The following is a 12281-nucleotide window of genomic DNA, read 5'->3' on the forward strand; positions in this document are numbered from 1 at the left end:
TCAGGGGTTCGCATTGTAGCATCCCCCTAATTCATTACCGAGTCTCTATCATGTCTGAGCCGAAAAGGCTGTTTTTTGCGCTTGAACTGCCGTCTGCCGTCCAGAAGCAAATTGTCCAGTGGCGGGCAACGCACTTCCCCGAAGATGCCGGCAGGCCCGTCGCGGCGGATAATCTTCATCTGACGCTGGCGTTTCTCGGCGAGGTGAGCGCGGAAAAACAGCGGGCGCTGGCCGCTCTCGCTGGCCGGCTGCGCCAGCCGGGCTTTACCCTGACGCTGGACGATGCCGGACAGTGGCTACGTTCGCGAGTGGTATGGCTCGGAACCCGCCAGCCGCCGCGCGGCCTGCTGCAGCTCGCCAGCATGTTGCGCGCTCAGGCGGCGCGCAGCGGCTGCTATCAGAGCCCGCAGCCGTTTCACCCGCATATTACCCTGTGGCGCGATGCTCGCCGGGCGGTGCCGATCCCGGCCCCCGGCTTTCGCTGGACATTTCCGGTGAACGAGTTCGTGCTCTATGAGTCCAGCTTTAGCCGGGGGCGCACGCGCTACACTGCGCTGGAACGTTATCCGTTTGATAAGGAAAGTTGATGCAGTTTGATCCGCCGTTGCAGCCCGCCATTTTGCTTAAACGTTACAAACGATTTCTTGCTGACGTGGTCACCCCCGATGGCCGCGAGCTGACGCTCCACTGCCCGAATACCGGGGCGATGACCGGCTGCGCCGCCCCGGGCGACACCGTCTGGTATTCCACCTCAGACAATGCGAAGCGCAAATATGCCCACACCTGGGAATTAACTGAAACCCAGCAGGGCGCAGTTATTTGCGTCAATACGCTGCGCGCGAATTCTTTGGCGAAAGAGGCGATTTCCGCCGGAATAATTCCTGAACTTTCAGGCTATAACCAGCTGAAAAGCGAAGTGAAATATGGCGAAGAGAATAGCCGTATCGATATTATGTTACAGGCAGATGACCGACAAAACTGCTATATTGAAGTGAAATCGGTTACGTTGGCGGAGAAAGAATACGGTTATTTTCCCGATGCGGTGACCACGCGCGGTCAGAAGCATCTGCGGGAACTGATGGCCGTCGCGGCAAATGGCGACCGCGCGGTGATTTTATTTGCCGTCCTGCATTCGGCAATTGACCGTTTTTCTCCCGCGCATCATATTGATGCCAGATACGCACAGCTGTTAACAGAAGCCCAGGACAAGGGGGTGGAAATTCTCGCCTGGAAAGCGGAACTTTCTACGACGAGGATGACTCTGAATAAGCCGATCGCCGTGGTGTTAAACCCCGGTAAATAAGTGGCTAAATAGTGTTCGGGTCGCAAGCGCGAATACGCTTTTCTTCACAGGGTTGTCAAGTGTAACGTTTAGATAATTGCTATCCGGAAAAGCATCTGCTATTTATAGCGGCCTGATTTTCCCCCACATGGGGATCGATAGTGCGTGTTAAGGAGAAGCAACATGCAAGAAGGGCAAAACCGTAAAACATCGTCCCTGAGTATTCTCGCCATCGCTGGGGTGGAGCCGTACCAAGAGAAACCGGGCGAAGAGTATATGAACGAAGCCCAGCTGGCGCACTTCAAGCGTATTCTTGAAGCATGGCGTAATCAACTCAGGGATGAAGTGGATCGCACCGTATCGCACATGCAGGATGAAGCAGCTAACTTCCCGGACCCGGTAGACCGTGCCGCCCAGGAAGAAGAGTTCAGCCTGGAACTGCGTAACCGCGACCGCGAACGTAAACTGATCAAAAAGATCGAGAAAACGCTGAAAAAAGTTGAAGACGAAGACTTCGGCTACTGCGAATCCTGCGGCGTGGAGATCGGCATTCGCCGTCTGGAAGCGCGTCCGACAGCGGATCTGTGCATTGACTGCAAAACCCTGGCGGAAATTCGCGAAAAACAGATGGCGGGCTAATCCCCTGCTGCCTCACTCTCTGGCGGGAGTCTCTCCCGCCTGGTTCTGTTGTCCGTACCATGACTGACTCACGCTATATAGGGCGCTTCGCCCCCTCCCCCTCCGGCGAACTCCACTTCGGCTCTCTGATCGCCGCGCTCGGCAGCTACCTGCAAGCCCGCGCGAACCAGGGCATCTGGCGTGTTCGTATTGAAGATATCGACCCGCCGCGCGAAGTCCCCGGCGCCGCCGATACCATCCTGCGCCAGCTTGACCACTACGGTCTGCACTGGGATGGCGACGTGCTGTGGCAGTCGCAACGGCACGAAGCCTACCGCGAGGCGCTGACGTGGCTGGGCGAGCAAGGGCTGAGCTATTACTGCACTTGCACCCGCGCGCGGATCCACGCCGTGGGCGGGATCTACGACGGCCACTGCCGCGATCTCGGGTTGGGGGCGGAAAACGCCGCGCTGCGCCTGCGCCAAACCCGTCCGGTGCTGCAGTTTAGCGACCGTCTGCGCGGCACGCTCATCGCCAATGAGCCGCTGGCGCGTGAGGATTTTATTATCCACCGTCGCGACGGGCTGTTCGCCTACAACCTGGCGGTGGTGGTCGACGACCACTTTCAGGGGATCACCGAGATTGTCCGCGGCGCAGACCTGATTGAGCCGACGGTGCGGCAGATTTCGCTGTATCAGCATTTTGGCTGGCAGGCGCCGGATTACCTCCATCTGCCGCTGGCTCTCAATGGCGACGGCAATAAACTCTCTAAACAAAACCACGCGCCGGCGCTGCCGGAAGGCGATCCGCGCCCCGAAATCGTCCGGGCGCTCCGCTTTCTGAATCAGGCGATCCCCGAGGAGTGGCAGGCCCTGAGCATCGATGATTTACTCGCCCAGGCCGTCGCCAACTGGCAGCCGGCGAAAATCGAGCATTCTCAAATGGCTCCCGCTGAGCTATGATTAGCCGCTATTTTTACACTGTACAGTTGATCTGAAGTCCGTCTGACACTACGAGGTGCACCATTTTTACCCGAGTCGCTAATTTTTGCCGTAAGGTGCTAAGCCGTGAGGAGCGCGAGGCAGAAGCCGCCGTCGAACCAACGCCTATGACGGTGATCCCGCGTGAGCAGCATGCTATTTCCCGCAAAGATATCAGTGAAAACGCCCTCAAGGTCATGTACCGCCTCAACAAGGCGGGCTACGAATCCTGGCTGGTCGGCGGCGGCGTCCGCGACCTGCTGCTTGGCAAAAAGCCAAAAGATTTTGACGTTACCACCAACGCCACGCCGGATCAGGTACGCAAGCTGTTCCGCAACTGCCGTCTGGTTGGGCGACGTTTCCGCCTGGCGCATGTGATGTTCGGGCCGGAAATCATTGAGGTCGCCACCTTCCGTGGCCATCACGAAGGGCATACCACCGATCGCGTCACCTCCCAGCGGGGCCAGAACGGCATGCTGCTGCGCGATAACATCTTCGGCTCGATCGAGGAGGATGCCCAGCGTCGCGACTTCACTATCAACAGCCTCTATTACAGCGTGGCGGATTTTACCGTTCGCGACTACGTCGGCGGCATGAAGGATCTGCAGGACGGCGTGATCCGTCTGATCGGCAATCCGGAAACCCGCTATCGCGAGGATCCAGTGCGCATGCTGCGCGCGGTGCGCTTTGCAGCCAAGCTCAATATGACCATCAGCCCGGAAACGGCTGAACCGCTGCCGCGCCTGGCCGCCCTGCTCCACGATGTGCCGCCGGCGCGTCTGTTCGAAGAAGTGCTCAAGCTGCTGCAGGCCGGGTATGGCTACCAGACCTACATGCTGCTGCGGGAATACAGCCTGTTCCAGCCGCTGTTCCCGACCATCACCCGCTACTTTACCGAGCGCGGCGACAGTCCGATGGAGCGGATCATCAGCCAGGTGCTGAAGAATACCGATACCCGCATTCATAACGATATGCGCGTCAATCCGGCCTTCCTCTTCGCGGTGATGTTCTGGTATCCGCTGCTGGAGACGGCGCAAAAAATCGCTCAGGAGAGCGGCCTGGCGTACTACGACGCCTTCGCCCTGGCGATGAACGATGTGCTGGACGAAGCCTGCCGTACGCTGGCGATCCCTAAGCGCATCACCACCCTTATTCGTGATATCTGGCAGCTGCAGCTGCGCATGTCCCGTCGTCAGGGCAAACGCGCCTGGAAGCTGATGGAGCATCCGAAATTCCGCGCCGCCTATGACCTGCTGGAGCTACGCGCCGGCGCCGAGAACAACCACGAACTGCAGCGCCTGACCAAATGGTGGGGCGAATTCCAGGTCGCCGCGCCGCCGGCGCAAAAAGATATGCTCAACGACCTCGGGGACGATCCTGCGCCGCGCCGTCGTCACCGTCGTCCGCGCAAGCGCGCGCCGCGCCAGGGTAGCGCATGACTCTGGTCTATATCGCTCTTGGCAGCAACCTTGCTTCTCCACTGGAGCAGGTGCAGGCGGCTATCCGCGCCCTGGGCGAAATTCCGCACAGCCGCGTGGTCGCCGTCTCTTCGTTCTACCGCACGCCGCCGCTGGGCCCGCAGGATCAGCCGGACTATCTCAACGCCGCCGTTGCGCTGGAAACCGCCCTGCCCCCCGAGACGCTGCTCGATCATACTCAGCGCATCGAACTGCAGCAGGGGCGAGTGCGCAAAGCCGAACGCTGGGGGCCGCGCACGCTGGACCTCGATATCATGCTGTTTGGCGATGCTGTCATTAACAGCGAGCGCCTGACCGTTCCGCACTACGATATGAAAAACCGCGGCTTTATGCTCTGGCCGCTGTTCGAGATCGCCCCGGACCTTCACTTTCCTGACGGCCTGGCGCTGCGCGCCGTGCTGGATAATCTCGGCGCGGCAAAGCCCGCCAGCTGGTAATCCCCTCTCCCTTTTTTAGCATTTGCGGCGATCGTCGTAATCGGTTGCCCAAAATCATTGCCCCTCTGAATGCTGCTGTTAGAATGCCGGTTAATATGACTTTCATCATCAGGAAATGTTATGAAACCGACCACCATTGCCCTGCTGCAGAAATGCAAACAGGAAAAGAAGCGCTTTGCCACCATTACCGCCTACGATCACAGCTTCGCGAAACTGTTCGCCGATGAAGGCATAAATGTGCTGCTGGTAGGCGACTCGCTGGGAATGACGGTGCAGGGTCACGACTCCACCCTGCCGGTTACCGTGGAAGATATCGCCTATCACACCCGCGCCGTCCGCCGCGGCGCGCCAAACAGCCTGCTGCTTGCCGACCTGCCGTTCATGGCCTATGCCACCCCCGAGCAGACCTTTGCAAATGCCGCCATCGTGATGCGCGCTGGCGCCAATATGGTCAAACTCGAGGGCGGCGCCTGGCTGGCCGACACCGTGAGGATGCTGGCGGAGCGCGCGGTGCCGGTTTGCGGCCATCTTGGCCTGACGCCGCAGTCGGTGAACGTATTCGGTGGGTATAAAGTGCAGGGTCGCGGCGATGCGGCGCAGACCCTGTTTGAAGACGCGTTAGCGCTGGAGGCGGCGGGTGCGCAGCTGTTGGTCCTGGAGTGCGTGCCGGTTGAACTGGCGAAGCGCATCACCGACGCTCTGACCATTCCAGTGATCGGCATCGGCGCGGGCAACGTCACCGACGGGCAAATCCTCGTGATGCATGACGCTTTCGGCATTACCGGCGGCCACATTCCTAAATTTGCCAAGAATTTCCTTGCCGAAGCGGGCGACATCCGCGCCGCGGTGCGGCAGTATATTGCCGAAGTCGAATCCGGAGTCTATCCGGGCGAAGAACACAGTTTCCATTAAGGAGTCTTGTTGTGCTGATTATTGAATCCGTACTGCTGCTGCGGCAGCATATCCGCCGTCTGCGTCAGGAAGGTAAGCGTATCTCGTTGGTCCCGACGATGGGCAACCTGCATGATGGTCATATGAAGCTGGTTGATGAAGCCAAAGCCAGTGCGGACGTGGTGGTGGTCAGTATTTTCGTCAATCCGATGCAGTTTGACCGCGTCGACGACCTGGCGCGCTACCCGCGCACCTTACAGGATGATTGCGAAAAGCTGAACAAACGTCATGTCGACTTTGTCTTCGCGCCGACGCCGGCGGAAGTGTACCCCCAGGGTACTGAAGGCCAGACCTACGTCGACGTTCCGGGATTATCCACCATGCTCGAAGGCGCCAGCCGCCCGGGCCATTTCCGCGGCGTGTCGACCATCGTCAGTAAGCTGTTCAACCTTGTTCAACCAGACGTCGCCTGCTTCGGCGAGAAAGACTTCCAGCAGTTGGCGCTGATCCGCAAGATGGTCGCCGACATGGGCTACGACATTGAGATCATCGGCGTGCCGATCGTCCGCGCGAAAGATGGCCTGGCGCTGAGTTCGCGTAACGGCTACCTGACCGCCGACCAGCGCAAAATCGCGCCTGGTCTGTATAAAGTGCTGAGCGCGGTGGCGGAAAAGCTGGCCGCCGGCGATCGGCAGCTCGATGAGATCATCGCTATCGCTGAACAAGAGCTGAATGAGAAAGGCTTCCGCGCCGACGACATTCAGATCCGCGATGCCGACACCCTGCTTGAGCTGACCGATGCCAGCCAGCGCGCGGTGATCCTGATGGCCGCCTGGCTGGGGCAGGCCCGCCTGATCGACAACCGGATCGTCACGCTCGCTCAGTAGACAGCGGGTAAAAATCGGGCAATACTGCCCGGGCTTTTCTCAGGGCGGGCGCCGTGTCCGCTCTGCTACATTAAGGTTGAAGGGTAGAAGTTATGATGCGTAATATGCTGCAGGGCAAGCTCCACCGCGTAAAAGTCACGCAGGCGGACCTGCACTATGAAGGTTCTTGCGCCATTGACCAGGACTTCCTGGATGCGGCCGGTATTCTGGAGAATGAAACTATTCACCTCTGGAACGTCACCAACGGCAACCGTTTCTCCACCTACGCCATTGCCGCCGAGCGGGGCTCCCGGATCATCTCCGTTAACGGCGCCGCCGCGCACTGCGCCAGCGTCGGCGATATTTTGATCATCGCCAGCTTCGTTACCATGTCGGACGAAGAGGCGCGCAGCTGGCAGCCTAACATCGCCTACTTCGAAGGCGACAACGAAATGAAGCGCCAGGCAAAAGCTATTCCGGTACAGGTCGCCTGATGGCCGCGACGCTGCGCTCAGGCGCAGCGTCGGTATTACCCCTGCGGCTGGTTACTGATCAGCCGCGACATCGTCTCCAGCGAATCCGTGCGTAAGATATATAACCGCTTTAACAGAAACGGATTGTCCCCCGGCTTCACCTTCCCACGCACCGTCGTTACCGCCATATGAAACCCGGCGTCATTCGCCGCCTGCACCGCCGTAGCGTTATAGCCGCCGAAGGGATAGGAAAGGTAGAGAACGTGCGGATTAAACTGGCTCAGCGCCCGGCGCGAGCGGGCGAAATCAAACAGAATATTATGGTAATTGCGACTGAATAAAATCGGCCGCCGGCCGGCGTCAACCCGATGCAAGAAGTGAGTATGCGACTGAATATCAAAGACGTCCTGGATCTGGCGTAGCTCGGAAATGCTCATAAACTGCAGGGATTTCGGATCCCACTTCTGCGGATGGCGCTTAATACGCGAGGAGATAATAAACGCGGTGGCATGGAAACCGTACTGTTTCAGCACCGGATAGGCGTAGCGGTTCACCGATTTCAAGCCATCATCGAAAGTGATCGCCACCGCCCGCGCCGGGAGATTGATTTTATTACGCACATAGCCTTCCAGCTGATACAGGGTCAGCGTGGTATAGCCCTGATCGCGCAGCCAGGTCATCTGATTCGTGAAGGCGCGAACCGAGGTGGTGGTCGACGTATGACGAAAACGGGTGTTCTCTTCATCGCGCAGAATATGGTGATAGGTCAGCACGGGAATACCGTGATCCTCCTGCGCGTCCAGACTACTGACCCACGCCAGCCGGTCGCCAATGCGGATCTGAAACCAGGTCTGATTGAGCCGGTCCTTCAGCTTGCTGAGGATCGGATAGCGCAGATTGTTGGCCAGCGTGCCGAACGGCGCGCTGCTTACCGAGGGAGCGTCATAGAGCGGTGTATCTTTCCAGGTGAGTAAATTTTGGTTACTCAGCGGTTTATTAAGATCCCCCAAACGGTCCTCCACCCGCTGCTTGCCCTGCACCGGCTCGAGATGCCCTTTATCAATAAACCCGGTGCCAAAGCCGAAACGAAACTCATAGTAGTCAGCCGCCGTCGGGACGACTGCGAGGATCTGCCCGGCACGAACATTGCCGACGCTGACCACATGGTTTCCCACCTGCGCCCAGATGACCGCGTCTTCGGTGGTTTGCATATAGCGCACAGCCTTGCCCTGCTGGCTAAGCAGGCTGGCGGAGGCGCTGAGTGAGGTCAGGAAAAGAAGCAGGGTCAAAAATCGGGCAAGCATACGCATCAAACCGTTATACCATCAACGGCGGTTATTGTAACAAAAGCGGTATCTGTCCCGCTGCTTAATTTCCCCAGGCATCATGGCGCAACCGGAACGGGGGGTTCTTCTGCTGCTGATGCCACAGGCTGCTCACCATCGGCCCGCCCGCGCTGACGATCGCCTGGCGAAACGCCACGCTGCTTAACGTGCCTCGCAGGAGATACATTCGCTCAAGGAGTGGATAGCTGACGCCGGAGATCACTTCGCAGTGGGTATGTTTGTGGCTCATCAGCGCCGCGGCCCGATAAGGCGCCGCACCGGTTTTGTCAGTGAGAAAAATGACCCCGTCCCCGGAGTCGGTGGCATGCAGCGCATCGCACATCATCCGGCTCAACATATTGCTGCTGAGATTGCGCCAGTAATTGACCGCCCGGCACTGGGCCAGCGGACCAAACTTTTGTTCAAGACGATCCAGCATCTCCTGCGCCAGCTCATCGTGACAGGTAATGACCCATCCGAGCATGCTTCCCTCCTTAGCCAGCGAATAATGTAGCAAGGTGAAGATGACGTATCGGTGATGGGAGTCAAAGATAAGCGGTTAGCGCTTCGCATATTTACTTCAGGAAGCGCTAACCATGATGAGTATCAGCTACGCAGGCCGCGACCGCGCTGAATTAACGACCAGCACAGCAGATAGAAGGCGACAATGAACACCACCAGCACGGCGAAGGTGGTCGCCAGCGGGACGTCGTTGATACCGAGGAAGCCGAAGCGAAAACCGCTGATCATGTAGACGATGGGGTTCAGATGCGACAGCCCCTGCCAGAACGGCGGCAGCAGGGTCAGCGAGTAGAACACCCCGCCGAGATAGGTCAGCGGCGTCAGCACAAAGGTCGGGATCAGGCTAATGTCATCGAAGGTCTTGGCAAACACTGCGTTCAGCAGCCCGGCCAGCGAGAACAGCACCGCGGTGAGGAGCAGCGTCAGGGCGACAAACAGCCAGGAGTGAACCTGGAACGGCACAAAGAATAGCGACACCGCGGTCACCAGGATACCTACGCACAGTCCTCGCGCTACCCCGCCGCCCACGTAGCCGGCGATAATCACATGCGTCGGCACTGGCGCCACCAGCAGCTCTTCAATATTGCGCTGAAACTTGGCGCTGAAGAAGGATGAGGCGACGTTGGCGTAAGCATTAGTGATCACCGCCATCATGATCAGGCCTGGGACGATAAACTGCATATAGGTAAAACCATGCATCTCACCAATGCGCGAGCCGATCAGGTTGCCAAAGATCACGAAATACAGGGTCATGGTGATCACCGGCGGCACCAGCGTCTGTACCCAGATGCGCATAAAACGGTGGATCTCTTTGGTCCAGATGCTTTTCAGCGCGACCCAATAAAGCTGCATCATGCTGATTCTCCTTTTCGCTCATGCACCAGCGTGACAAACAGCTCTTCCAGACGGTTAGCTTTGTTACGCATACTCAGTACCTGCACCCCCTGGGCGCTCAGCTGCGCGAAGACGCTGTTAATTCCCTGCTCACGCAGAACCTCCACTTCCAGCGTCGAGGTATCGACCAGCTGGTACTGGTAGCCTTCGAGCTTCGGCACCGGGCTTTTTGGCGCGAGGTCAAGAATAAAGGTCTCTGACTTCAGCTTCGACAGCAGCGCTTTCATCGAGGTGTTTTCCACCAGCTCGCCGTGCTGGATGATGCCGATGTTGCGACATAGCATTTCGGCCTCTTCGAGATAGTGGGTGGTCAGGATAATGGTGGTTCCGCGATCGTTGAGATCCTTGAGAAAGCCCCACATCGAGCGACGCAGTTCAATATCGACGCCGGCGGTCGGTTCGTCGAGGATCAGCAGCTTCGGCTCATGCATCAACGCGCGGGCGATCATCAGACGGCGCTTCATCCCGCCGGAGAGCATCCTCGCGCGTTCGTTGCGTTTTTCCCACAGGTCGAGCTGTTTTAAATACTTTTCACTGCGGGAAAGGGCTTCTTTACGCTCAACGCCGTAGTAGCCCGCCTGGTTAACGACGATCTGCTGCACGGTTTCGAACGGGTTGAAGTTAAACTCCTGCGGCACCAGGCCAAGCTGGCGCTTGGCATTGACGACGTCTTTCTCCAGATCGTAGCCAAAGACATTGACCTGACCAGAGGTTTTGTTCACCAGCGAGCTGATGATGCCGATGGTCGTGGATTTTCCGGCCCCGTTCGGGCCCAGCAGGGCATAAAAATCCCCCGCTTCGACCTGCAGGTCGATCCCCCGCAGCGCCTGAACCCCGCCGGGATAGGTTTTTTTGAGCTGTTTTAATTCCAGAGCAATGGTCATTAAATATCTCTTCTCGTGTCGTGACACGTCATTAACCCGCCTGACTCACGTTTGCGCTGGACCGGCGCTGACGCCGCCAACGCATCTGCAGCCTGAAGTATCACGGGTTAAGATGGTTTTAAAAAAGGTGAGCTTACCCTATATTAGCGCAACGCACTTACTTGGTTACAGGCCGATAACGTCCATGAATGATATAGATACACTCATCAGCAACAATGCACTATGGTCAAAAATGCTGGTGGAAGAGGACCCCGGCTTTTTTGAGAAACTGTCGCAGACGCAGAAACCGCGCTTCCTGTGGATAGGCTGTTCGGACAGCCGCGTTCCCGCTGAGCGACTCACCGGCCTGGAGCCTGGCGAACTGTTCGTGCATCGTAACGTAGCGAACCTGGTGATCCACACCGATCTCAATTGTCTGTCGGTGGTGCAGTATGCCGTCGATGTCCTGGAAGTCGAGCACATTATTATCTGCGGCCACTACGGCTGCGGCGGCGTGCAGGCGGCGGTGGAGAACCCGGAGCTGGGGCTTATCGACAACTGGCTGCTGCATATCCGCGATATCTGGTTTAAGCACAGCTCGCTGCTCGGTGAAATGCCAGAGGAGCGCCGTCTGGATACCCTTTGTGAACTGAACGTGATGGAACAGGTGTACAATCTGGGACATTCGACGATTATGCAATCCGCGTGGAAGCGCGGACAGAAGGTGACCATCCACGGCTGGGCTTACGGGATTCACGACGGACTGCTGCGCGATCTGGATGTCACCGCTGTGAGCAGGGAAACCCTCGAACAGCGCTATCGCCACGGGATCTCCAACCTCAAGATCAAGCACATCAACCACAGATAGCCTTCAGACTTCGCCACCCTGGAGAGCGCGGCGCGCGCTGTCCAGAGTGGGATATCCCCTTACTCGTCCAGCAGGGTGACTTTGCCGATATACGGCAGATGGCGGTAGCGCTGAGCATAGTCGATACCGTAGCCCACCACGAACTCATCCGGAATCGCGAAACCGACGTATTCAACCGGGACGTTCACTTCGCGGCGGCTGGGTTTATCAAGTAGCGTACAAATGGCCAGCGATTTCGGCTCGCGCAGGCTGAGGATTTCGCGAACTTTAGACAGGGTATTGCCGGAGTCGATGATGTCTTCCACGATCAGAACGTCTTTACCACGGATGTCTTCATCCAGATCTTTAAGGATTTTCACATCACGAGTGGTGGACATGCCGCTGCCGTAGCTGGAGGCGGTCATAAAATCGACTTCATGCGGCACCTGCACTTCACGGCACAGGTCGGCCATGAACATAAACGAGCCGCGCAGCAGCCCCACCAGCACCATTTCGCTGCCGCTGTTCTGATAATGTTCGTTGATTTGACGACCCAGTTCCGCGATACGCGCTTTGATCTCGGATTCCGGGATCATCACTTCTACAGTATGTTTCATAATACTAACCATTTGATTCTAAATATAAATCATCAAAGCCGCTGCTTTCGCCCCGACGATGACCGGCAAGCCATCCAGTATACCAGCAAAAAGAAATCTTCGGTGCAGGGATTAATAAAGCCATATTTGTGATTCCGATCACACTTGTTAAATCCTATAATTAATTGCAGTTAAAAAATTTAACAAAC

The 12281-nt window shown here is 57.6% G+C and carries 16 protein-coding genes; 10 read left to right on the forward strand and 6 right to left on the reverse strand.

Annotated features, from left to right (window positions below; all coding sequences use genetic code 11):
• The first annotated feature begins 50 nt into the window (after nt 1–50).
• The 9 genes from thpR to panD all read left to right on the forward strand — a co-directional run bounded on the left by thpR (nt 51) and on the right by panD (nt 7046).
• Nucleotides 51–587, forward strand: a complete 537-nt coding sequence (gene thpR / locus AB1E37_RS20970; RefSeq protein ID WP_004145901.1) for an RNA 2',3'-cyclic phosphodiesterase — start codon at nt 51–53, stop codon at nt 585–587.
• Nucleotides 587–1303 carry a DNA/RNA nuclease SfsA gene (gene sfsA / locus AB1E37_RS20975; protein WP_002888848.1) on the forward strand — a complete coding sequence of 239 codons (717 nt, stop codon included), beginning with the start codon at nt 587–589 and terminating at the stop codon, nt 1301–1303. Before thpR ends, sfsA begins: the two co-directional genes overlap by 1 nt.
• Nucleotides 1304–1465: 162 nt before the next feature.
• Nucleotides 1466–1921 (forward strand): RNA polymerase-binding protein DksA, encoded by a 456-nt coding sequence (dksA, locus tag AB1E37_RS20980; RefSeq protein WP_002888845.1) that lies wholly within the window; start codon nt 1466–1468, stop codon nt 1919–1921.
• A gap of 59 nt (nt 1922–1980) precedes the next feature.
• Nucleotides 1981–2862, forward strand: coding sequence for a tRNA glutamyl-Q(34) synthetase GluQRS (gene gluQRS / locus AB1E37_RS20985; protein WP_004145903.1), 882 nt, complete (start codon nt 1981–1983; stop codon nt 2860–2862).
• A 62-nt stretch (nt 2863–2924) separates the two neighbouring features.
• A complete protein-coding gene (pcnB, locus tag AB1E37_RS20990; protein ID WP_071526609.1) occupies nt 2925–4319 on the forward strand; it encodes a polynucleotide adenylyltransferase PcnB in 1395 nt (464 codons plus the stop codon).
• Nucleotides 4316–4795: a 2-amino-4-hydroxy-6-hydroxymethyldihydropteridine diphosphokinase gene (gene folK, locus AB1E37_RS20995; RefSeq protein WP_004178602.1), complete on the forward strand. Its 480-nt coding sequence runs from the start codon at nt 4316–4318 to the stop codon at nt 4793–4795. Before pcnB ends, folK begins: the two co-directional genes overlap by 4 nt.
• A gap of 120 nt (nt 4796–4915) precedes the next feature.
• Nucleotides 4916–5707 (forward strand): 3-methyl-2-oxobutanoate hydroxymethyltransferase, encoded by a 792-nt coding sequence (gene panB / locus AB1E37_RS21000; RefSeq protein WP_002888841.1) that lies wholly within the window; start codon nt 4916–4918, stop codon nt 5705–5707.
• Between the two features lie 11 nt (nt 5708–5718).
• Complete coding sequence (panC, locus tag AB1E37_RS21005; protein ID WP_004222687.1) at nt 5719–6573, forward strand: pantoate--beta-alanine ligase; 855 nt, start codon at nt 5719–5721, stop codon at nt 6571–6573.
• 92 nt (nt 6574–6665) lie between these two features.
• On the forward strand, nt 6666–7046 hold the full coding sequence (gene panD / locus AB1E37_RS21010) for an aspartate 1-decarboxylase (RefSeq protein WP_002888834.1): 381 nt from the start codon (nt 6666–6668) through the stop codon (nt 7044–7046).
• A gap of 35 nt (nt 7047–7081) precedes the next feature.
• Here panD and AB1E37_RS21015 read toward each other — a convergent pair whose 3' ends face one another.
• From AB1E37_RS21015 to AB1E37_RS21030, 4 genes are all read right to left on the reverse strand, one after another.
• Entirely contained in the window at nt 7082–8335 is a 1254-nt protein-coding gene (locus AB1E37_RS21015) for a polysaccharide deacetylase family protein (RefSeq protein ID WP_004145907.1), read from the reverse strand.
• Between the two features lie 58 nt (nt 8336–8393).
• Nucleotides 8394–8834 (reverse strand): PTS sugar transporter subunit IIA, encoded by a 441-nt coding sequence (locus AB1E37_RS21020; RefSeq protein ID WP_004177394.1) that lies wholly within the window; start codon nt 8832–8834, stop codon nt 8394–8396.
• A gap of 122 nt (nt 8835–8956) precedes the next feature.
• Nucleotides 8957–9727 (reverse strand): ABC transporter permease, encoded by a 771-nt coding sequence (locus AB1E37_RS21025; protein ID WP_002888827.1) that lies wholly within the window; start codon nt 9725–9727, stop codon nt 8957–8959.
• The gene (locus tag AB1E37_RS21030; RefSeq protein WP_002888823.1) at nt 9724–10650 is read right to left on the reverse strand and encodes an ABC transporter ATP-binding protein; all 927 of its coding nucleotides are present in this window, start codon (nt 10648–10650) and stop codon (nt 9724–9726) included. The genes AB1E37_RS21025 and AB1E37_RS21030 overlap by 4 nt, the downstream gene beginning before the upstream one ends.
• A gap of 184 nt (nt 10651–10834) precedes the next feature.
• Here AB1E37_RS21030 and can point away from each other — a divergent pair, with 184 nt between their 5' ends.
• Nucleotides 10835–11497, forward strand: a complete 663-nt coding sequence (can, locus tag AB1E37_RS21035) for a carbonate dehydratase (protein ID WP_002888821.1) — start codon at nt 10835–10837, stop codon at nt 11495–11497.
• A 59-nt stretch (nt 11498–11556) separates the two neighbouring features.
• Here can and hpt read toward each other — a convergent pair whose 3' ends face one another.
• Nucleotides 11557–12093 (reverse strand): hypoxanthine phosphoribosyltransferase, encoded by a 537-nt coding sequence (gene hpt / locus AB1E37_RS21040; RefSeq protein ID WP_002888819.1) that lies wholly within the window; start codon nt 12091–12093, stop codon nt 11557–11559.
• A gap of 4 nt (nt 12094–12097) precedes the next feature.
• Nucleotides 12098–12217: a hypothetical protein gene (locus AB1E37_RS21045; RefSeq protein ID WP_012542835.1), complete on the reverse strand. Its 120-nt coding sequence runs from the start codon at nt 12215–12217 to the stop codon at nt 12098–12100.
• Nucleotides 12218–12281 lie beyond the last annotated feature (64 nt).

The sequence above is a fragment of the Klebsiella sp. Shm-1 genome, from assembly GCF_040804525.1.
In the GTDB taxonomy this organism is placed as follows: domain Bacteria; phylum Pseudomonadota; class Gammaproteobacteria; order Enterobacterales; family Enterobacteriaceae; genus Klebsiella; species Klebsiella pneumoniae.

Coding starts and splice junctions, on each gene's coding strand:
- AB1E37_RS21020 (WP_004177394.1), bottom strand. CDS start 8,834: ATGCTCGGATGGGTCATTACCTGTCACGATGAGCTGGCGCAGGAGATG.
- panB (WP_002888841.1), top strand. CDS start 4,916: ATGAAACCGACCACCATTGCCCTGCTGCAGAAATGCAAACAGGAAAAG.
- panD (WP_002888834.1), top strand. CDS start 6,666: ATGATGCGTAATATGCTGCAGGGCAAGCTCCACCGCGTAAAAGTCACG.
- dksA (WP_002888845.1), top strand. CDS start 1,466: ATGCAAGAAGGGCAAAACCGTAAAACATCGTCCCTGAGTATTCTCGCC.
- can (WP_002888821.1), top strand. CDS start 10,835: ATGAATGATATAGATACACTCATCAGCAACAATGCACTATGGTCAAAA.
- thpR (WP_004145901.1), top strand. CDS start 51: ATGTCTGAGCCGAAAAGGCTGTTTTTTGCGCTTGAACTGCCGTCTGCC.
- folK (WP_004178602.1), top strand. CDS start 4,316: ATGACTCTGGTCTATATCGCTCTTGGCAGCAACCTTGCTTCTCCACTG.
- hpt (WP_002888819.1), bottom strand. CDS start 12,093: ATGAAACATACTGTAGAAGTGATGATCCCGGAATCCGAGATCAAAGCG.
- AB1E37_RS21015 (WP_004145907.1), bottom strand. CDS start 8,335: ATGCGTATGCTTGCCCGATTTTTGACCCTGCTTCTTTTCCTGACCTCA.
- AB1E37_RS21045 (WP_012542835.1), bottom strand. CDS start 12,217: ATGGCTTTATTAATCCCTGCACCGAAGATTTCTTTTTGCTGGTATACT.
- sfsA (WP_002888848.1), top strand. CDS start 587: ATGCAGTTTGATCCGCCGTTGCAGCCCGCCATTTTGCTTAAACGTTAC.
- AB1E37_RS21030 (WP_002888823.1), bottom strand. CDS start 10,650: ATGACCATTGCTCTGGAATTAAAACAGCTCAAAAAAACCTATCCCGGC.
- gluQRS (WP_004145903.1), top strand. CDS start 1,981: ATGACTGACTCACGCTATATAGGGCGCTTCGCCCCCTCCCCCTCCGGC.
- AB1E37_RS21025 (WP_002888827.1), bottom strand. CDS start 9,727: ATGATGCAGCTTTATTGGGTCGCGCTGAAAAGCATCTGGACCAAAGAG.